Genomic DNA, 23,008 nt, shown 5'->3' on the forward strand with positions numbered 1-23,008 from the left:
GCTGTTTTTTAGATACCAATGCGTGTTAATTTGCCTTAAAAGTTATCTACTTTTGTAAACACCATGGAGGTCATTTTTAGCAATTATTTGCTACTATTGCAGCCTTTTTGCATCAAGTTTTCTATATATCTAATCAAATAAAATTATCCAACACTACCTTCAAGGCTAATGCCAATAAGTTTTTGCGCTTCGACAGCAAATTCCATGGGAAGTTTTTGAATAACCTCTTTTACAAAACCATTGACAATTAATGCAATAGCTTCTTCTTCTGGAATGCCTCTCTGCATAACATAAAAAAGTTGGTCATCAGAAATTTTTGATGTCGTGGCCTCATGTTCAAATTGAGCTGTGGCATTTTTTGCTTCAATATAAGGAACTGTGTGAGCACCACAATCATTCCCGATTAATAAACTATCACATTGCGTAAAGTTACGCGCATTTTTTGCTTTTCGATAAGCAGTGACTTGTCCTCGATAAGTGTTATTTGAAAAACCAGCAGAAATGCCTTTGGAAATAATACGACTAGATGTATTTTGCCCTAAATGAATCATTTTTGTACCGGAATCAATTTGTTGATGACCGTTTGCAACGGCGATAGAATAAAATTCTCCCCGCGCGTTATCACCACGCAGTAAGCAAGACGGATATTTCCAAGTAATCGCAGAACCAGTCTCAACTTGTGTCCATGAAATTTTAGAGTTATCACCTCGACAATCTCCACGCTTCGTCACAAAATTATAAATACCACCCTTTCCATCTTTATCGCCAGGGTACCAATTTTGTACTGTAGAATATTTAATTTCTGCATTTTCAAGGGCAATAAGCTCAACAACAGCAGCATGAAGTTGGTTTTCATCTCGTTGGGGTGCTGTACACCCTTCAAGATAAGAAACATAGGAATCTTCAGCTGCAATAATCAATGTTCGTTCAAATTGACCGGTATTGCGTTCATTAATCCTAAAATAGGTCGAAAGTTCCATAGGACAACGAACCCCTTTGGGAATGTAAACAAATGAACCATCTGTAAAGACAGCTGCATTTAAGGCCGCATAATAATTATCACTTACAGGTACAACTGTTCCTAAATATTCTTTAATAAGCTTAGAATGTTCAATAATCGCCTCTGAAATAGAGCAAAAAATTACACCCGCACGCGCCAATTCTTTTTTGAATGTTGTTACAACAGAAACAGAATCAAATACCGCATCAACAGCTACCTGCCCTGATGCGGACATACTATCATCAAAGGTAGAGGGATCAGATTGTTTTCTTACTCCTGCTAAAATCTCTTGTTCTTTAAGAGGAATACCAAGTTTTTCGTATGTTGCTAATAACTCAGGGTCCACTTCATCCAAAGATTTTGGTCCTGTATGATTTTTAGGGGCAGCATAATAATAAAGCTCCTGAAAATCAATTGGAGGATATTCAAGACGCGCCCAATGAGGTTCTTGCATTGTCAGCCAACGGCGATAAGCTTGTAAGCGCCATGTTAACATCCATTCAGGCTCATTTTTTTTAGCAGAAATAAATCTGATAATATCTTCATTCAAACCTTTCGGAGCTTTATCCGTTTTAATTTTCGTTTCAAAACCATATTTATATTGGTCAACATCTATCTTACGGACTTGGCGTATCGTTTCTTGTACTGCCGGCATAAATTTTCTCCATTTTTTGGCATCAAAAACCGGTAACTAACAGTCTTGTTTTTACAAGATTAAAGTTAAGCAAGTTATTTCCTAAGCTATAGGCAAAGTACGAAAATTTCAATAAAACTTATTTTATTTTTAAAATAATTCTAATTTTATAATTTTCTCATGATGAATTTTATCCCTTTTTCTTGCTTATCATTTGAGAAAAAAACGATAGAAAATCATCAATATCTTCAGAGGTTGTATCACGTCCTATCGAGATGCGAATGGCACCATTTGGAACATGATACCCCATGGCTTCCAAAACTTTGCTTTGTTTTACTTTTCCCGAAGAACAAGCAGAACCAGCTGATACAGCAAAACCTTCTAAATCAAAAGCAATTTGCATTGTTTCAGCTTTTATATTTTTCACGGTGAAGTAAGTTGTATTTGGCAAACGTTGAACTCTTTTGCCAAATATTTCAATATCTTGACTTATTTTTTGCAGTCCATCTTCTAATTTACCACGTAAATATATTAACCGTTTAATTTCTTCTTGCGTGAAACAATCAGCCATTGCTGCCCCAAAAGCAGCAATAAGGAGTAATGATTCTGTTCCTCCACGAAGACCTCTTTCTTGTCCTCCTCCGATAATAAGAGGATGTGGCATGAGAAGGTTCCCACATGAAACAAATGCACCAACTCCTTTAGGACCGCCAACTTTATGGGCAGAAAGTATAAAAAAGTCTCCTCCCAACTGATTAATATCAACAAAATTTTTATCTACATATTGCGTCAAATCAACAATCAGAGTACCTCCTAAATTCCGAACAACAGCAGCTATTTCTTTTAACGGTTGAATAACACCAGTTTCACTATTTGCAGCTTGAATAGCAACAAGAGGTAAACCTTTTGTCTTATCGTGAGCCTTTAAGAGTGATGTTAATTTATCTTGTTGAATAAGCCCATCTTGATCAACAGCAATAACACTTATCAATTCTCTAGCAAAACGCCCTCCCTCTGCAACAGAGGGATGTTCAGTCGCTCCAAGGTAAAGATGAGAAAATTGAACCTTTGCATTCCCCATCGTGTAAAAGGGCGTTAACAAAGTCATTGCTGCTTCACTCGCTCCAGAGGTAAAGACAACGTTATCTGGATTTGTTTTAAGCTTTTCAGCGATTTGTCGACGCGCTTTTTGCAACAAAATTTTAGCCGCACGCCCTTCCTTATGAACGGATGATGGATTACCAAATATCTCTAAAGATTCCAGTAACGTCATCCGCGCCATTTTTTTGAGCGGTGTTGTTGCATTATGATCAAAATATCGGCGCTTTACAACCATTTTACATCGCAATCATTAATCTTATAAATTGATTGAAAAAATAGCGCAATTTTCTTGAAAAGTGCACTAAAAAAAGAATATCTAATGATTATTTAAGAGATTCTATGGTAAAAGTCGACCAAAGACAATGAGAGCCTTTTATAGCATTTAAGGAGCATTTTATGCCAGAAATTATTTTTAATGGTCCCGCAGGTCGGCTCGAAGGGCGTTATCAACCTTCACAACAAAAAAATGCGCCTATTGCGATCGTTTTGCATCCTCATCCCCAATTTGGTGGAACGATGAATCATAAAATTGTCTATGATCTCTTTTATATGTTCCAACAGCGTGGCTTTACAACTTTACGTTTTAACTTTCGTGGGATTGGTCGCAGTCAGGGAGAATTTGATTATGGAATAGGAGAACTTTCAGATGCAGCCGCGGCTCTCGATTGGGTGCAAACACAACATCCAGACTCTAAAAATTGTTGGGTAGCGGGATATTCATTTGGAGCATGGATTGGGATGCAGCTCTTAATGCGTCGACCGGAAATTGAGGGATTTATTTCTGTTGCTCCTCAGCCTAACGTTTATGACTTTTCATTTCTTGCACCTTGTCCCTCCTCTGGGCTTATCATTCATGGTAGTATCGATAAAGTTGCCCCTCCAAAAGATGTTCAACTGCTTGTTGATAAATTAAAAACACAAAAAGGCATCATTATCACACAAGAAATACTGGAAGGAGCTAATCACTTTTTTAGTGGATATCATGAAGAACTTATCGAACGATGTGCCCATTATTTGGATAACCATATCACCAATGAACTTCTCGCTCCTCCTTCTGAAATACTTTCACTCACTTAAGAAAACATGAAAAATTTATAAAAAAATCAGCAAAAATTATTTCTGATCATAATGAGGTTATTTCTTTTCAGACTGTATTTGCGACTTTTCTAAATTTTATTTTAAGAGAGAAATACGGATAAGAAAGATAATTTTTATCCTTATTTCTCTTAGTGTATCTTTTTAGCGTAAATAAGGAAATAACATCCGTATTATTATCTTCATGATCAATATATCTGGTTCTCTTGTGATATGTGTGTCATTTATGGTAGATAAGACATTCATGATCCATTATATAATCGTCTATTATATAAATATAATGCCCTCTTAAATTAGGAAATTGACTCTGTGTTTGCCTTTAAATCTGATTTTTTACACATTATGAACGAACGTGGTTTTATCCACCAAATTTCGGATGAAAAAGGCTTAGATGATCTTTTTTCAAAAAAAACAGTAAGCGCTTATATTGGATTTGATCCGACAGCATCAAGCTTACATGCTGGAAGTCTTCTTCAAATTATGATGCTTTATTGGTTACAAAAAACAGGCCATCGCCCCATTGCTTTGATGGGCGGAGGGACAGGATTAATCGGTGATCCTTCTTTTAAAGATGAAGCACGACGACTTCTCACACAAGATGATATTGCTGCAAATATTAAGGGTATTAAAAAGGTATTTTCTAACTATTTGACATTCGGTGATCGAGAAACCGATGCTTGTATTGTGAATAATGCTGAATGGTTGTGCAATTTAAACTACTTAGAATTTTTGCGTGATGTAGGAAAACATTTTTCTGTCAACCGTATGTTGTCGTTTGATTCTGTTAGACTCAGACTTGAGCGTGAGCACTCTTTGTCCTTCTTAGAGTTTAATTATATGATTCTGCAAGCTTATGATTTTGTTGAACTTTATAAACGTTATGGCTTGCGTATGCAAATGGGAGGCTCTGATCAATGGGGAAACATTATTAACGGTATCGAATTGGGGCATCGTTTAGGAACACCGCAATTATATGCATTAACATCACCCTTGCTGACAACCTCTTCCGGTGCCAAAATGGGGAAATCATTGAATGGTGCTGTTTGGCTTAATGCCGATATGCTTTCACCTTATCAATTTTGGCAATATTGGCGTAATACAGAAGACGCTGATGTAACACGATTTTTAAAGCTCTATACCACATTACCGATGGATGAGATTCTCAAGCTTTCTCTATTACAAGGGATTGAAATTAACGAAGCAAAGAAAATTCTTGCAACAGAAATTACAGCAATGTTGCATGGGCGTGCTCTTGCCGATGCAGCCGCAGAAACTGCCCGTAAAACATTTGAAGAAAAAACACTTGGAGAAAATCTTCCAACGGTTGAAATGAGTGCAATAGAATTAAAAACAGGTGCTGGATTGCTCTCTCTTTTAGTAAAAACAGGGCTTGCGAAATCTAACAGTGAAGCGCGCCGTCATATTCAAGGAGGAGGAATACGTGTTAATGATCAGATAATAAAGGACGAAACACAGCTTATTCTTGAAAAAGATGTCACAGCAGAAGGAATCATTAAACTTTCTTTTGGTAAGAAAAAACATGTATTGATTAAACCTCTATAATCTATTGATCTCATTCATTCTATAGATTTTATATCCAAGATAGTCATGTTGCTTACGCTTTTTGCTCATTTTTTCATTTAATTTTTATGACAGAATAATTTTTACATGATAGCAAAAGATCTTTGAAATAAGTGTATTCTAGAAAGTTGAAACTTTATTCCTTCTCTGTATACTCGTCATTGATCTTTTCACTCAAAAAGAAAGATAAAAAAATGACAAAATCGATGAAAGGTACTTTTGCTCCTGATTTTAATTTGCCACGTGATGGAGGAGAAACAGTCTGTCTTTCTGGCTTTAAGGGCAAACCTGTTGTTTTATATTTTTATCCCAAAGATGATACGAGTGGATGCACAAGTGAGGCTCTTGATTTCACACAGTTAAAGACGAAATTTGATGAAATCGGTGTTGCTGTTATTGGAATCTCTCCAGATAATGTAAAAAAACACGATAAATTTAAACAAAAGCATGGACTTGACGTTATCTTGGTGTCTGATGAAGAAAAAACAACCCTTGAAGCATATGGTGTTTGGGTGGAAAAAAGCATGTATGGACGCAAATATATGGGTGTTGAACGGAGCACTTTTTTAATTGATGCAAATGGAAAAATAGCAGAAGAATGGCGCAAAGTAAGCGTATCTGGACACGCTGAAAACGTTTTAGCTGCTGCAACGCTTTTACATCGTAATGATAGCATATAAACGAGGGGTATATTGTACTTTGAAAAACATCTCCCCAGTTGTTTTTATTTTTCCAAGGGATTTAATTTTCGCAATATGTTTGTTTTATAAGGATAAATAATCATTTACCATTAAGATCTTCGGATATCGTAAATTTTTCTCATTTCAGTTCCTTCTTCTCTTGAATTGATTAAAAAAGTTTACCCGCTCCTGTCATAAGCAGACAAGGTATTGATTTATATAGTTAATTTAGTAATTATTCATATTGAGTTAGAATCCCGAATAACGTAAGATTCTCTCATTTCAAATCTGTTTATCGTCAATCAATTAAAATCACTTGCTTCCACACCACAAGCGGGGCTGGCGTATGGGTAAAATTGTATAAGAAAGGATTAAAAAATGGCTCTTATGAAGCGTCTTAATGCAAGATCTGTTGCAACACCCACGGGCTGGCAAATATAATGATGTATAATGATGGCGCTGGTTTGTTGCTCCATAAGCGTAAAGATGGAAGTGCTCAATGGCTTTATCGTTATCATTCATGGACGTCGTCGCGAAATGGGATTGGGTGCCTTAAGAAACGTTTCTTTAAAAAAAGCACGTGAATGTGCAAATCAATGGCGTTCTGTTTTATATGAAGGTCGTGCCCCTAAAGAGGGTGAGAAACAAAAACATGAGTCAATAAGCAGGATTAAATTGTGAGAAGAGACTGTTAAAAAAGAACAAAGAAAACACCTCTTTAAACTTTTCACGTATCAAGGGCCATCGATATATTACAATATCAATAAAACGAATAGTTTAAGAAATAAATCTACACAGTTTGAGGGAGAGATATATCATTAACGAATATCCTCAACTTCTTTGTCTTTTCCATAAATACGTTGAGAAAGTGCCGACTCTATAAATGCATCTAAGTTTCCATTAAGGACGGATTGTGGATCAGTATTTTCAATCCCTGTACGTAAGTCTTTTACAAGTTGATAAGGTTGAAGAACATAAGATCTAATTTGATGCCCCCATCCAATTTCTGTTTTAGAGGATTCAACAGCATTGGTCTCTTCTTCTCTTTTTTTGAGCTCTTCTTCATAAAGACGGGCACGTAACATAGACCAAGCCGTGGCGCGATTTTTATGCTGAGAACGCTCAGTTTGACACTGAACAACAATCCCCGTTTTTATATGTGTGATGCGAACGGCAGAATCTGTCGTATTAACATGTTGTCCTCCTGCTCCCGATGCACGATAAGTATCAATACGCACATCTGCTTCTGAAACATCAACTTCAATATTGTCATCAATAACCGGATAAACCCAAATGCTTGCAAAAGAGGTATGGCGCTTTGCATTCGAATCAAATGGAGAAATTCGTACCAAGCGATGAACACCTGATTCTGTTTTTAATAATCCATAAGCATTATGCCCTTTTACAAGAATCGTCGCTGACTTTATTCCCGCTTCTTCTCCATCATGAATTTCTAAAACTTCAACCTTCATTTCATGCTGTTCAGCCCAGCGCATATACATGCGTAAGAGCATAGAGGCCCAATCTTGACTTTCTGTTCCCCCTGCCCCAGCATGAACTTCCAAATAAGTATCATTGGGATCCGCCTCTCCTGAAAGAAGCACATCAATTTGCCTTTTATCGATCTCACTTTTAAGATTACGTATTGAATTTTCTGCATCAGCAATAATTTCAACATCATTTTCTTCTTCACCCATAGCGATGAGCTCAATGCATTCTTCAAGAGTTTTTGTAAATGATAAAAGAGCATTGATTGAATCATCAAGACGTTGACGCTCACGCATCATATCCTGCGCTTGTTGCGCATCATCCCATAATGATGGATCTTCGGCTTTTTGATTAAGATATTCGAGACGCTTTAGTGATTGATCCCAGTCAAAGATGCCCCCTTAGCAATTGAATTGCCTTCTGGATCTCATCAACTAATGTTTCTATTTCTGCTCGCATAATTTAACACCGTATTTTTTACACTTTTTCTGGTTACGTCTCTTCGCTTTTTATACAAATTTAATAACTTCTATCAGAAAATGGAAGGAGTTCATCATTCTATTTACAGGATCAACACTATAAAAAATAGATAAAAACCAAGACTCATAGCAAAAAAGATTTTGCCAGTTAATACAGCCCACCTGTCCCACTTTCAAGGGCTTTATTGACTTGTGGAGAAGTGGTCACTGCAGGAACTCCTTCTTGAAAAGAATTTGTCCCTCCAATGACTTGATATATATCAGCAGGACCAGTCCCTGGTTTAAATGCCTCTATAATGACATCGTGATCTCCTCTTTCCGCAAGCATCCCTGTTTTCCGATTAATTGGCATTAAAACCATACCTTTTGGCATCTTAAAAGGAACATCTGGCTTGCCTTTAAGAGCATCCGCTATAAACTCACCAAAAATAGGTGCGGCTAATGAACTTCCTGTTCCATTATACCCTAATGGAGCGGGTTGATCGTAGCCGACAAAAATACCAACGACAATGTCAGGAGTAAATCCCATAAACCAGACATCTTTAGAGTCATTGGTGGTTCCTGTTTTAGCGGCAATATGCCGATTAAGATAACGTAAACGCGCTGCAGTACCACGCTGAACAACACCTTCCATCATCGATGTAATTTGATAAGCCGTCATAGGGTCAAGAACTTGATCTCTCTCATCAATCAATGTGGGTTCTTTTTGATTATTCCATGAATGTGTATTACAATTTTCACAAATACGATCATCATGACGATAAATGGTCTTCCCATAACGGTCTTGAATTCGATCTATCAGAGAAGGTTTAATAGAGCGTCCTCCATTGGCAATAACGGAATAAGCCGTAACCATCCGTAGCACAGTTGTTTCAGCAGCTCCTAAAGCCATGGGAAGATAAGGCTGCAATTTATCGACTACACCAAAACGTTCTGCATATTCAGCAACAAGAGACATGCCCATATCATTGGCAAGCCGCACTGTCATAAGATTACGAGAATGCTCAATACCATAACGCAACGTTGAAGGTCCGGCAAAGGTACCACCATAATTTTTGGGTTGCCAGACTTCACCATTATATTGGCGAACTTCAATAGGGCCATCTAAAATAACAGATGCTGGTGTGTACCCGTTATCAAGTGCTGCTGCATAAACAATGGGTTTAAAAGCAGATCCCGGTTGACGATAGGCTTGGGTTGCGCGATTAAATTCTGATGCTGCAAAAGAAAAACCTCCCACCATTGCAAGAACTCGCCCCGTATGAGGTTCCATCGCAACAATTGCTCCTTCAACTTTTGGAATTTGTTGTAAACGATAAGTGTTGTTTGTATTGGGTAGCTTTTCAACAAAAATGACATCTCCAACTTGCAAAACATGAGCTAAGCTCTGAACAGTTTTTCGGTAACCATTTTCTTTCACAACATGAAATGCCCATCTTGAATCGGCTTCAGACAAGACAGCAATTTCGCGTTTTTTTGAGAGTATACCTGAAGCTTCACGCTGTGGCTGTAAACCAATCTCTATTTTATTTGGGTTTGCAGAAAGAACAACAGCTAAACGCCATTCAGGAACATCACTTAACCCTGTGATATTGGCAAGCTCAGCCCCCCAATCATCTTTATTATCAATATGCGCATAAGCTCCACGCCATCCTTGTGCATGATCAAATTTAATTAATCCATTGTGTAAGGCCTGTCGAGCAAGAATTTGCAAATTTGGATCAAGCGTTGTACGAATTGAAAGACCACCTTCATAAAGTGTTTTAGCCCCATAGCGATGCATTAAATGACGACGTACTTCTTCAGTAAAGTAATCAGCCGCAAAAACATAACTATCACTCCCGCGTATTGTCGCTCCTAAAGGCTTAGCTTTCGCTTTTTCACCTTGTTCACGCGTGACATACCCATTTGCAACCATCCGGTCTATAACCCAATTGCGCCGATCAATAGCACGCTGTGTATTTTTAAATGGATCATAATTTGCTGGACCTTTCGGAAGAGAAGCTAAATATGCACATTGTTCTAGCGTCAGATCATTGACGGATTTATTGAAATAAGTCAAAGAAGCAGCAGCTATACCATAAGTACCACGACCCAAATAAATTTCATTGAGATAAAGCTCTAAAATATGATCTTTTGAGTAGGTTTTCTCAATACGCATTGCTAAAATAGCTTCCTTAAATTTACGCTCTAACGTTGTTTCTGAACTTAAAAGAAAGTTTTTAGCGACTTGTTGCGTTATGGTGGATGCGCCCTCTGGACGTCTTCCAGAACTAATATTACGAATATTATTGATCAAAGCTCGAGAAAGTCCTTCAGGATCTAAACCAAAATGACGATAAAAGTTTTTGTCTTCAGCCGAAATAAAAGCATTGATAACAAGTTTTGGAATTGATTGAATCGGCAAATAGAGGCGATGTTTTGTTGCAAACTCCGCCATCAGACGGCCATCAGAAGCATGGACACGGGTCATTACTGGTGGCTCATAAAGTGAAAGAACTTCATAATCAGGAAGTGCATTTGCTCGACCACTCGTCATAACACCCCATGTTATTGCGCCACAAAGTCCAGTAGCAACAAAAAAACGAAGAAGGTATCTTAAAAAAATCATCATAAAAACGGCTATCGCTTTCTTAAGAATTGATTAAAGAAAAAATATGTTACTTCAATCACACCACGTGGATATCACCACAAGATTGAGATAAAGAAAATTTGTTTTTTATCTTTTATTTATACTAGGACATACAAAAATCCCATATTGATTACTCTATTTTCTCACAAATTTAAAGAGGCTGTACCATTTTCTGCCTATAATCAGCAAATTGACGAATAGAATGAGCAATAGAGACAGCCATTTGTTTTCTCCAATGAGGGTCATTTAATAACTTTTCATCCTCTTTATTGGATAAATAACCGACCTCTATCAAGACAGAGGGTATATTTGAAGCTCTTAAAACTTGAAAATTAGCATAGCGATGAGGGTTATTGATCAAGTTGATATGACTCTTCGATAAACTTGAAATAACACTATTTGCAAAATTAACCGAAAATGTATGCGTTTCACGTCGTGTAAGATCCATCAAAATATCTGTAACTTCAAGCGTTTCATCTGCAGGCAAACCATCAAGCAAATCAACTTTATTTTCACTTTCAGCTAAAGATTTAGCAATGGCATCGGAAGCTTTATCTGATATGGTATACACTGTGGCACCACGAAGAGAATGTACACCAATTGTATCCGCGTGAATGGATATAAAAAGATCAGCTTCAAACTCTTGCGCTTTTTTAACTCTTTCACTTAATCTTAAAAAAATATCAGAATCACGCGTTAAAGCAACGCTAATATGAGAGTCTTTTTGTAATTCATCTCGCAACGCTCGCGCAAAACCTAATGTCACATCTTTTTCTAAAATTCCAGTGCCCCCCCGTGCACCACCATCAATACCACCATGACCAGGATCAAGAACAACACGAAAATTTTGTGCCGGAATCAACGGTGGTTTTGTATCAAAATTGCTTCTTTGCTGGCTTTTTAATACCTTATCAAATTTTTCTTGTGTACTTTTACGAATATCAACCAGCAACTGCCATAAGCCATTATTTAATTTTTTTACGATACTTTTTTCAACAACAAAAGCTGTTTTGCTTGTTAAAATAATGCGTGAAGTTTGTATGTCAGAGAAAGCATAACGCACATTTAAGAGCATAACCGACAATGCATTCTGTTTCTTTAACGGCGTATCTTGCATTGAAAAGTCAATCATGGGTAAATTGATAACCAAACGTGCTGGTCTATCTAAAATCTGCAAATGAACATTGGGTTTTGAATTGAAAACCGCAATTATACGCGTATGAGCACTATCACCAATGGTTCGAAATTTAATAAGCTTCAAAGGATCAGTTGCTTGAACACTGGTTTGGCATACCCCAAAAAATAATAAAAAACATATGAATTGTACAATAACATCCCAATAGGCTGTTTTTAGTTTTTGGGTAAAAAAAACTCTTATCATAAGCCCTCTTATCATAAGTAAAGTACTCTACACGACATTTGTAATAATTTATCTTGGTTATATAAAAACGATACACCAATTTATTTTCTATTTTTCAATAAATGCTAAGCCCCTCCATTATAAACACCAAAAAAAAATTAAGGTAATAAAAATATTATCATGATACATGATTTACATTGTTACTTGCCAAACGCATGATATCAACATAAAAGAATATTGGTGCTTCCTAACTGATAATAGATCTAATTATCTGTAACTCATAGTAAGTTGTCTTAAAGGGGATGCTGCGTATTATGCGTTGAGACTTTGTTATGGATGAAAAATTTCTATGTTATAAAACTAGGATTGCATTACTTAAGATTCGTTGGTTCGGATATCCGAACTGTTTTAAAGATTATTTTACCAGAGACTTTTAAGAAATATGAGTCATAAAAAACGGATGGGGATAATGATGAGAAATGATGTAAATGCAGTCATGCGTCTACATGTGGTGTTCCGTCCTGTTTTTCTGGTACCTCCCTTTTATGGCAGACAGCCCTTTACGTCTACGAATAATTGTACCGTTCGTTTGAATGAAATTGTGCATGTCGCCTTCAGGATATTAACTTATGTCAAACAAAATGCTTATAGATGCCTCCCATCCGGAGGAAACACGTGTTGTTGTTGTTCACGGCAACAAAATTGAGGAACTTGATTTTGAATCAGAACATAAAAAACAGCTCAAGGGGAATATTTATCTTGCACGTATTACGCGTGTAGAACCATCTCTCCAAGCTGCTTTTGTTGAATATGGTGGAAACCGACATGGATTTTTAACATTTTCTGAAATTCATCCTGACTATTATCAAATTCCTGTGGCTGATCGCCTTGCTCTTCTTGAAGAAGAGGAAAAGGCAGCTGTAGGAGAAAATCTAGCAGATGTTTTCACGGAAGAAATAACTAAAAATAAAAAACGCTCTAGAAAAACAAAAAAGAATACGAAAAACGGCATCATAGCAGCCGATATTGAAAACGATATCACATCCGAAGCTGTAACAATTGATCATACAGAAGAAATATTAAATGCCGATGCCTCTTATGATGAGATCGAAATGGTCGGTGCTGAGGATATCCGTGAAGAGATCCCAGCGTATCAAAGAAAACAAGGGCGCCAGTATAAAATTCAAGAAGTGATTAAACGACGTCAAATTTTGTTGGTGCAAGTCATCAAGGAAGAACGCGGAAATAAAGGTGCTGCACTTACAACATATCTCTCTCTAGCGGGTCGTTATTCTGTTCTCATGCCCAACACAGCACGCGGTGGTGGTATTTCACGAAAGATTACGAATGTACAAGACCGTAAGCGTCTTAAAGAAATCGTAAAAGAATTAGCCGTTCCAAAGGGTATGGGCGTTATCCTACGAACCGCTGGTGCCAATAGAACAAAAGCTGAAATTAAACGCGATTATGAATATCTTATGCGGTTATGGGATACTATTCGCACTTTGACACTTAAATCAACGGCTCCATGCCTTGTTCATGAAGAAAGCAATCTCATAAAACGTTCTATACGAGATCTTTACAATAAGAACATTAGTGAAATTCTAGTCTCTGGAGATCAAGGATATCGTGAAGCAAAAGACTTTATGCGTATGCTTATGCCAAGTCATGCAAAAGTCGTGCAACCTTATCGCGATCCTACACCTATTTTTGCAAGAAATAATATTGAGATTCAGCTTGATAAAATGTTGCAACCACAGGTTTCTTTAAAATCTGGTGGTTATCTTGTTATTAATCAAACAGAAGCACTTGTTGCTATTGATGTAAATTCTGGACGCTCTACAAAAGAATTCTCTGTTGAAAAGACAGCCTTACAAACTAATCTTGAAGCAGCAGAAGAAGTAGCGCGTCAATTACGCTTGCGTGACCTTGCTGGTTTAATCGTGATTGATTTTATTGACATGCTTGAAGAACGCAATGTGCGATTGGTCGAAAAAAAATTAAAAGACTGTTTAAAAAATGATCGTGCTCGTATTCAAGTTGGTCATATTTCACACTTCGGCCTTTTAGAAATGAGCCGTCAACGTATTCGTATATCCGTTTTAGAAAGTACAACACAGCCCTGCCCTCATTGCGCAGGAACAGGAAGTATACGTTCTGAATCATCAATAGCTTTACATGTCATGCGCTCAATTGAAGAATATCTTCTTCATAATTCGCAATATAATATTATTGTGCGCACACCCGTAGCAACAGCACTTTATGTGTTAAATCATAAACGCAATATTCTTGTTAATTTAGAAGCACGCTTTAAACTTAATATTAGTATTGAAGCAGATGATAGCATTGGAACGCAACATCTTGTTATTTCTAAAGGCACAATAGCAGAAAGCATTTCTCAATCTTCATTGGAAGATGATAATAAGCAAGAAATTGACGATTCTGTTTTCATAAAAAGTGAATCTATTGAAAATCCCCCTCTCACTGAAACAAATCAAAAACGTCAACGCAAAAATCGTCACGATGAAGTGACGGATCATTCTCTCTCCACTGTTCATAAAAAAGAAGATGCCCTGAATGATGATTCTTATCGTCGAGGACGCCGTCGAGGACGTCGTGGTGGTCGACGCAATCAAGATAATAGCTTTTTTCAGATTCGCGTTCCTTACGCAGAACCAGTAGGAGATTTTGCTAAACAGGCTTTAGCAGAAATTAAAGCAGCGCACCGCAAACGTCGTGTTCCATCCGCTAAATCTTCTAAACTTGAAGAAATAAAAGATGATACACAAATTCTCGATGTACAACAGCAAGATGAAGCGACAAAAGTTGATACAAATATTAAATCTAAAAAACGTAAAACACGTCCTTCAAAGGCAGTAGAAAATAATCTTTCTCTAGAGAATAATCAAAATGTTGCAGAACAAAAATCTCTTGAAGAAAAGCCTAAAAACAGTTCAGTCCGTAAAGTTAAAACAAAAAAAGCAGATAAATCTGTTCATGAGCAGGAAGATAAATCTCCTGAAAATGATAAGAAATCAACACGTAGAACACGTAAAAAATCATCCTCTAAAGAAACAACAGAAATACAAAAAACATTAAAGGAAGAAAGTATAACGGAGATGGGGGAAGTTATTGAATCCTCTCCTTCTCAAATTGAAAAAACAATTAACCAACCCATTGTTATCTCATCAGAGTCTAATGATGCTCCTAAAACTGCACGTATTGGTTGGTGGAAACGTAGAACTCTTTCAAAAAATTAACAATAAAAAAACCGCCACAAAAATTGTGGCGGTTTGAATAAACAACTATAGAAAAAATTTCAACAAATTTTATATTATTTTTGTTTTGCTTTCTCTTGCTCAGCCCGCATACGCTCTTCAATTTCTTTTTGATTTGATTGAATGGCTTGCTGCAACTTTATTTGCTCTTGTTGGAAATCTTTTTCTTCCATACCAGGACCGGTATACGCAGCAGTAAATCCATTAAGAGAAAATTCAATAGGATTAGCTGAACCACGGAAATTAACTGTGGTTACAACCATTTTTGTACCACTTTTCATAGCTGCGATAAGCTTATCATCTAAGACATCATTCGCAATACAACTTGGTCCATTACAAATGATATAAGGAATTTTTTTAGAGAAGCCATCACCTATTTGAATGTGAACACCTTCTGGCAAAAAACGGCCTGTAGGCACTTGAATACCTATACGCTTTTCATTTTGCTTCCCTTTTATTTCAACAAGATTAAAAGCCGTTAAAGGTTGTCCCGTATTTGATAATACAGTATTCATTGTATTGCAAATATCAACATCATGCTGCTTACTGCAAACTTTGTACCAACCTTGTGATAAAGTTTGCGCATTTGCAGAAATACCAGCTATAAGAAAAAGGGCAGCCGCTCCAACTAATACAGAAACAGCAGAATAGACATTTTTATGCGACATAATTAAGTTAATCCTTTCAACGCACTCTTAAGTAACTTAAAAAATATTAAATATAATCTCAAATTAAATTTATTAAATTATAATGAAATAATACTTAATTTAATTATTTTTACTTCAATATAAAAAAAAAAGTCAAATTTAGAGAAAAAACTACGACAAGCCATTTAAACTTTTATACACTCATATAGCATTCCCCTCTTTATCACACGGGTATTTGATGCAACTTATCCATAAAGCACCCCTGTGTATCTGCGCTAAGATTACATAAACGAATCAATATTGCAATATCAATTAAAATAAACCCCTATGTTATTCTAAAAATCTTACGAATTTAAACACTTACTGCTCTTCATGTTAGGGGATGTTAGGGGGGTAAGGCTTTAGTAACAAGTATTGCAATGCATGAAATTCCAAAGTATCAGATAAAATTTGTCATATTTTTATCTGTCCCTCGTATAAATGAAAAGGATAAAGTTAACCTATAAGGACATTTGATGAAATAAATCCATTCCTAATCTGCGGCTTAAAAAAAATTGTAAAAGAATTTTTTCTGTAAACAATTTTCTATCCTTGTTTATGAAACAATAGTGGTGTGCTTTTGTTATAAAACTTTTGTATTTATAGCTTTTAGCTAAAAAAGCTGAGTTTAAAAATACGCGACTAAGAAATTAATTTTTCTTAATTTGACGACACATTTTTTCAGACAAAAAATCTATGATTATTGAAAATATTTTTATAATAAACTTTCTTTAAAAGAGAATAACATATTAATCTATAAGAATAATTTAGCGTTTTCTATAATGAAGATTATGCATTGCCTCATGCTTTTGTTTATCGCATTGCTTTAATGGGATCACACCATACCATTGTATTACATATTGATTTTATGCGCTTTTTTTAAGAGACATCTCTTAAGGTACCTAAACTCATCCGTAAATGGTATAATGATAAAGCCATTGAGCTCTCTATTTTTACGCGTATGAAAGAGCACGGGAGCATCATCACACTTTGCCCCTGCTCTCAATGTTGTGCGATGATAGCTCTTGGCACTCGAAATACTTCGTAAGAGGCATCTTTATTCCTTTCTTGTATAGTTTTGTCTCGATGCTCTCTCCCCTTATAATGTGCAAGCGAATAAATTTGATTAATTCAACGTAAACAGATTTGGAACGAGAGAATCTTAAACTATTCAGATTTCTCATTCAACATGATAAAATTAATTATTATAAATCAATCTATTATAGAAACTCTAATAGTGCAAACCTCTTTTGTCTTAAATCAATAAAATTTACTTACTTGCTCGTCATAAAGGGGAGTGCTTATATAAAATAAAAACTATTGAACAGAAAGAATAAGAACACCCCTTATGGAATCATTTCACTTATCCAATACTGTTTATACAACATTGAAAAATAACAATTGTATGATAGTGCCACCTTATATTTTTATTAAACAAAAGTGATGATAATAGATCTTATACACTTTATGGAAAATTTTACATTGCACTATTCACAAGCATCATCAGGAAATAAGTTTAAATGCACTGAGAAATATGAGCATTCGTATTGAAATAAGAACCATTGATGATAAGCAAATCAAAAACGTTTTATGTTTGAATACGATATAATTATAGAAAAATTAAAAATTTTTTCTTCTGTGTAAAATGCAAAAAATAAACTATCAAGGTTTAATTTCTTCAAAATTTAAAGGAAGTTTTAATTTGTGAGGAAAAAATAATCCTGCTATAGAAGCAATGATAGCAGCAGTGTGTTCAATACCCATTTAGACTATCAATTTAATTGCATCAATTTGTTACTTAAACAAAGCTCTTAATTTCTAGTAAGTTACTGCTTTAATTTCCTGAGCAATAGGTAGCTCTGTGCTTATCTTAAATATCCATATTCCACCATATAGATATCATTTTTTAACTTTATAATGTGCATAAAACAGCTTTTACAAATTTATTTTAGTCATTTGTCAGATAAAAAAATCATTTAAAATAATAAATGCTGATAAAACGCCCTTCATCTTTCACAATATCAAAGATATAAATGGTTAATGATTTAAACTGTAACGCAAAATAAATTTAATATATCACTCTGTTTCCTTATATAAAATAGCATTATGAATGTATCCCTCTTATCGTATTAATGAAACAAGATTTATGATACGAAATGAATAACCATTTAAATAATCAAATTGCATTTTATGTGATAAGAATAATAGATTAGATATAGAATATTATTTATTTAATAAAAAAATAAAAATTTAGAAAATATTTATAAATAAACTATTTATCATAAATATTTTCTATTGTTTAGTTTATTAAATTAATTTTTTACTGTATTTACCTGAAGAAATTTTAAATTGTACATTGTTATAGTATTATTTTTCATCAAATATACTGTTATAAAATGATTAAATATTTTTCACATATTACAAAAAATACTCCTTTAATTGAACCAATCTTTAACACGAGAACGCATGCGATTCATAATATTCTTTCTCTTGTCTGGAAGCATTATAGTATGTACTTCTTTAATGGTTTTACAAAGCATAGGTGCATTTTTTATAAACCAATCATCTCCTGTAAGTCCATCTTTTATATCGTCAAACATTTGTTTCTCATAGCTATGAGAACCATCCGTTAGCAATTCTTTCATATCCCTAACTAAATTGGGACCTATCGAGTTACTTGCGTCTTTTGCCCAGATAAAATCTTTATCTTTCCAATCAAAATCTTTGCGCAAAATAGCACCTATATCGCTTTGCAATATATCCGCTAACGTATCGCACATAATAATAAACATGAGATAATTTTTCATTATCTCATCATTACCTCCACTCTTCTCATTTGTTATCCATTCATTAAACATCTGAGTTTTTTTCAAATAGTTTTTTGCTTTAATCAGCTTTTCTTCATATTCCCCTACTTCATACTCTCTCGCTATATGTGCTCTAAAAATAAGTTTTCGTTTTTTTTCAAATAGATCCTGTAAATTTGAACCAAGATTATAATATTCATCTTTCAGACTTTTCAGCTCTTTTAAAAATTTATTCCGTTCCTGCAAACGCTTATAGTATTCTGATTTAGAAATATTTTTTTCCCAAACATCCAAATGAGCAATACTTTCTTCAATAAATTGTATCCTATCTTTAATATTTTTTCTTTTGTTTTTAAAATGTTGATATTGTTCTTCAGAAGATAACTCAGCATAAACGTTTTTTACGCCACATATTAAAGGGAGTAATAAAAAAACTATCGTTAGCAATTTTTGTAATGAAGAAAGCATATTATCTTGATCTAAATTTTTTCTCTTGAGAGATTTACAAAAAAACTCTTATAGGCAAGTTCTATTTATTATGCTTGCACCATCTAAGCTATTTTGCTTATTGTATCAATACGTATTATAAATAAAGAACAAAAATAACTATATAAGGGGTATTATAAATTTAAATATTATTTTTATAAAAACAAGGAATAGTGTTGAAAAGTAGAAAAACTGCTTTAAACAAGATGTCGTTATGCCATTTCTACAAGCTGTGTCATAATCGTTGCTGCTTCAATAAGCCTGTCATCGATATTAGCCCAATCCCGAATAAGAGCGATGCTTTGATCTGGACGAATTTTTGCCATTGAACCTTGTTTCCCCACCCACTGAACAAGAGCAATACTATTGGCAAAATAGTTATTGCGAAACTGTATAACAATACCTTTTGGTCCAGCATCTAATTTTTCTACATGGGCTTTTCGACACAATGTTTTGATATGAAAAACTTTAAGGATATGTTGAACTTCAAGGGGTAAAGGACCAAAGCGATCAATTAACTCTGCCGCGAATTCATTAATTTGGTCTAAATTCTCAAGTTCTGTCAAGCGTCGGTAAAGCCCCATACGTAATGATAAGTCAGGTACAAAACTTTCTGGAATCATCACGGTTGTACCAAGTGAAATTTGAGGTGACCATTGCTTATCCTCACTTAGCTCTCCATCTTTTAATTCAGTAACAGCTTCTTCAAGCATTTTTTGATAGAGTTCAAATCCAACTTCTTTGATATGTCCTGATTGTTCTTCACCTAAAAAATTGCCTGAACCACGAATATCCATATCATGGCTTGCTAATTGAAAGCCTGCACCTAATGTATCAAGAGATTGTAACACTTTAAGACGACGATCAGCTGCAGGTGTTAAAACTTTACCAGAAGGAAATGTAAAGAGTGCATAAGCACGTTGTTTTGAGCGCCCTACCCTTCCTCGTAACTGGTAGAGTGCAGAAAGACCAAACATCTCAGCGCGATGCACAATTAATGTATTAGCTGTTGGAATATCAAGACCGGATTCAATAATGGTTGTTGATAGTAAAACATCATATTGTCCATCGTAAAATGCGTTCATAATATCATCAAGTTGTCCAGCCGGCATTTGTCCATGAGCCACAACAAATTTAAGTTCTGGAACATGTGTTTTGAGATATTCTTCTACAAAAGCCAAATCAGAAATACGAGGACAAACATAGAAACTCTGTCCACCACGATAATATTCTCGAAGCAAAGTTTCGCGTATAACCAGTGCATCAAATGGTGAAATAAAAGTACGAACCGCCATTCTATCAATGGGTGGAGTGGTAATTAATGAAAGTTCACGAACTCCTGATAATGCTAATCCTAAAGTTCGTGGTATGGGGGTTGCTGAAAGTGTAAGAACATGAATATCACTTTTAAGCTCTTTTAAACGCTCTTTGTGTTTTACCCCAAAATGTTGCTCCTCATCAATGATAAGAAGACCTAACCGTAAAAAATTGACTGCACCACTTAATAATGCATGGGTTCCAATGACAATATCAATTGTACCATCTGAAATACCTTTTTTAACTTGTGCAAGCTCTTTCGTTTTTACAAGTCTTGAAGCATGACCAATTTTAACCGGTAATCCTTGAAAACGAGAAATAAATGTCTTGTAATGTTGGCGTGAAAGCAAAGTTGTTGGTACAACAACAGCAACTTGATATCCATTTAATGCAGCAACAAAAGCACTTCGAATGGCCACTTCGGTTTTTCCAAAACCAACATCACCGCATATCAAGCGATCCATCGGCCTGCCGGATGATAAATCGTCTAAAACGGCCTCAATGGCGTTCATTTGATCTTCCGTTTCTTCATAGGGAAAACCAGCAACAAACTCATCAAATGGTCCAACTGGTGGAAGTAAAGCAGGGGCAGCACGTGTCACACGTTCCGCAGCTATACGGATTAATTGACCTGCCATTTCCAACAAATGTTTTTTAAGCCGCGCTTTACGTGCTTGCCAAGCAACACCCCCTAATTTATCTAAAGTTACCTCTGTTCCTTCTGCGCCATAACGTGAGAGAAGCTCAATATTTTCAACAGGTAAAAAGAGTAAATCACCTCCAGCATATCTAATTTCAAGGCAATCTCGCAAAATTCCTGTGGTTGTGATCGTTTTTAGACCAACAAATTGGCCGATACCGTGGTCGATATGCACAACAATATCACCCGAATTTAAAGCAGAAATCTCAGAAATAAAATTTGTATTATTCTTACGTCGCTTTGGCGATCTGATGAAGCGATCACCTAGGATATCCTGCTCTGCTATAATCGCTAAATCTTCAGCTTCAAAACCATGTTCTATCATGATAACAGCTGCTAATATATGATCTCGTGGTATTGCTTTGACAGTTTGCAAGGATTTTACAATATCTATTTTTTTCAATCCATGCTCATCAAGAACTTGTAGCAAACGATTGAGAGACCCTTCACTCCAACACGCTAAAAGTACTTTTTTTCCAGCAGCGCGTAAAGAGGCGATATGATCAATAACACTTGAAAAAACATTTTTTTCCTGCGCATTACGCTCTTTTACAAAATCATATCCCTGTTTAACATTGGTGTGAATAACTGTTTGTTCCAAACTTTGTGGAATATTAAAAGGCGAAAAATCAATACGCTGTGAAGATTGTTGCACACATTCTAAAACACGCTCTGGCGTTAAATAGAGAAGACTAGGATCTATTGGATGATAAGAAGTAGAAATTTCTTTATCATTTTCACGTTCTTTACGCGCATTATAATAGTCTTCAATAAGGCGATAACGCTCAATGAAGACTTCTTCTACGAGATGCTCAAAAACAAGTGGTAAATTGCCACAATGATCAAAAAAAGTATCAAGTTTTTCATAAAAAAATGGAAGCCAATGTTCCATACCAGAAAAACGCCGACCTTGAGCAATTGCTTCATAAAGCATGGTATTTTTTTGTGATATACCAAATGTACGCGTATAATTGCTTTTAAAACGGCTAATGCGTTCTGGTGTGAGAACGACCTCACTCATTGCCTGTAATAAAAGTTCAGTTTTTTGGCGTGTTGTTCTTTGACTTTCTGGATCAAATACGCGGATACTTTCTAACGTATCTCCAAAAAAGTCAAGACGTAAAGGTTCAACATCCATAGGAGAAAAAATATCAATTATTCCCCCTCTTACAGCAAACTCACCAACATCACGGACAACCGTAACACGTTCAAAACCATTCGTTTCTAGGAATTGTATTAAATGCCCCATGTTATGACGCTGGCCGACATGTGCGTGAATAAGCTGGGATTCTATCATTTCACGGGGAGGCAACTTTTGCATAATTGCATTTGCGGTTGTTAATATAATTGCAGGATGTGGATTTTGACGTAAATTTGCCATACGTGCTAATGCTGATAGTCGACGGGCCATAACAGCAATTCCTGGGGACACGCGATCATAAGGCAAACAATCCCATGCAGGAAATTGAAATACTGGCAAATTGGGTTCAATAAAATTTAAAACTTGTTGTAAATGCGAAATTTTTGTTCCGTCTCGGACAACATAGATAAGTGGTTTACCTTGCGCAATTTCTGAACTTAATTTAGCAAGGGCAAAGGCTTCAAATCCATCAGTAACGCCATCAAAAATCATATGAACAGAACTATTTTGTGGAATGACAATTTTTTTAAATATAGGCATAGA

The 23,008-nt window shown here is 35.6% G+C and carries 12 protein-coding genes and 1 pseudogene; 5 read left to right on the forward strand and 8 right to left on the reverse strand.

Annotated features, from left to right (window positions below):
* Window positions 1–143: 143 nt before the first annotated feature.
* Both sufB and B5V81_RS06140 read right to left on the reverse strand, forming a co-directional pair.
* Window positions 144–1,655, reverse strand: a complete 1,512-nt coding sequence (gene sufB, locus B5V81_RS06135; RefSeq protein ID WP_212112683.1) for a Fe-S cluster assembly protein SufB — start codon at window positions 1,653–1,655, stop codon at window positions 144–146.
* Window positions 1,656–1,824: 169 nt separating this feature from the next.
* The gene (locus tag B5V81_RS06140) at window positions 1,825–2,970 is read right to left on the reverse strand and encodes a cysteine desulfurase family protein (protein ID WP_212112684.1); all 1,146 of its coding nucleotides are present in this window, start codon (window positions 2,968–2,970) and stop codon (window positions 1,825–1,827) included.
* A 161-nt stretch (window positions 2,971–3,131) separates the two neighbouring features.
* Here B5V81_RS06140 and B5V81_RS06145 point away from each other — a divergent pair, with 161 nt between their 5' ends.
* The 4 genes and pseudogenes from B5V81_RS06145 to B5V81_RS06160 form a co-directional block, all read left to right on the forward strand.
* Window positions 3,132–3,812, forward strand: coding sequence for an alpha/beta hydrolase (locus tag B5V81_RS06145; RefSeq protein ID WP_212112685.1), 681 nt, complete (start codon window positions 3,132–3,134; stop codon window positions 3,810–3,812).
* Window positions 3,813–4,139: 327 nt separating this feature from the next.
* A complete protein-coding gene (gene tyrS, locus B5V81_RS06150; RefSeq protein ID WP_212112686.1) occupies window positions 4,140–5,393 on the forward strand; it encodes a tyrosine--tRNA ligase in 1,254 nt (417 codons plus the stop codon).
* A 212-nt stretch (window positions 5,394–5,605) separates the two neighbouring features.
* The gene (locus tag B5V81_RS06155) at window positions 5,606–6,091 is read left to right on the forward strand and encodes a peroxiredoxin (RefSeq protein WP_212112687.1); all 486 of its coding nucleotides are present in this window, start codon (window positions 5,606–5,608) and stop codon (window positions 6,089–6,091) included.
* Between the two features lie 378 nt (window positions 6,092–6,469).
* Window positions 6,470–6,763, forward strand: a pseudogene (locus B5V81_RS06160) (Arm DNA-binding domain-containing protein); the annotation flags it as partial.
* Window positions 6,764–6,909: 146 nt separating this feature from the next.
* Here B5V81_RS06160 and prfB read toward each other — a convergent pair.
* The 3 genes from prfB to B5V81_RS06175 all read right to left on the reverse strand — a co-directional run bounded on the left by prfB (window position 6,910) and on the right by B5V81_RS06175 (window position 12,071).
* A protein-coding gene (prfB, locus tag B5V81_RS06165; RefSeq protein ID WP_212112688.1) for a peptide chain release factor 2 occupies window positions 6,910–8,038 on the reverse strand; the annotation gives its coding sequence in 2 pieces (ribosomal slippage) (window positions 6,910–7,968 and window positions 7,970–8,038; 1,128 coding nt in all).
* Between the two features lie 168 nt (window positions 8,039–8,206).
* Window positions 8,207–10,672: a penicillin-binding protein 1A gene (locus B5V81_RS06170; protein ID WP_212112689.1), complete on the reverse strand. Its 2,466-nt coding sequence runs from the start codon at window positions 10,670–10,672 to the stop codon at window positions 8,207–8,209.
* Window positions 10,673–10,841: 169 nt separating this feature from the next.
* Complete coding sequence (locus B5V81_RS06175; RefSeq protein WP_212112690.1) at window positions 10,842–12,071, reverse strand: N-acetylmuramoyl-L-alanine amidase family protein; 1,230 nt, start codon at window positions 12,069–12,071, stop codon at window positions 10,842–10,844.
* A gap of 608 nt (window positions 12,072–12,679) precedes the next feature.
* On the opposite strand from B5V81_RS06175, the gene B5V81_RS06180 reads away from it, so the two are divergent.
* Window positions 12,680–15,310, forward strand: a complete 2,631-nt coding sequence (locus B5V81_RS06180) for an Rne/Rng family ribonuclease (protein WP_212112691.1) — start codon at window positions 12,680–12,682, stop codon at window positions 15,308–15,310.
* Window positions 15,311–15,384: 74 nt separating this feature from the next.
* Here the strand turns inward: B5V81_RS06180 and B5V81_RS06185 are convergent, their stop codons facing one another.
* The 3 genes from B5V81_RS06185 to mfd form a co-directional block, all read right to left on the reverse strand.
* On the reverse strand, window positions 15,385–15,996 hold the full coding sequence (locus B5V81_RS06185) for an invasion associated locus B family protein (RefSeq protein ID WP_100129479.1): 612 nt from the start codon (window positions 15,994–15,996) through the stop codon (window positions 15,385–15,387).
* A gap of 2,453 nt (window positions 15,997–18,449) precedes the next feature.
* On the reverse strand, window positions 18,450–19,289 hold the full coding sequence (locus tag B5V81_RS06190; protein ID WP_212112692.1) for a hypothetical protein: 840 nt from the start codon (window positions 19,287–19,289) through the stop codon (window positions 18,450–18,452).
* A gap of 230 nt (window positions 19,290–19,519) precedes the next feature.
* Window positions 19,520–23,005, reverse strand: a complete 3,486-nt coding sequence (gene mfd / locus B5V81_RS06195) for a transcription-repair coupling factor (protein WP_212112693.1) — start codon at window positions 23,003–23,005, stop codon at window positions 19,520–19,522.
* Window positions 23,006–23,008: the final 3 nt, after the last annotated feature.

Origin of the sequence: Bartonella queenslandensis (assembly GCF_018155095.1) — a bacterium.
GTDB lineage: Bacteria > Pseudomonadota > Alphaproteobacteria > Rhizobiales > Rhizobiaceae > Bartonella > Bartonella queenslandensis_B.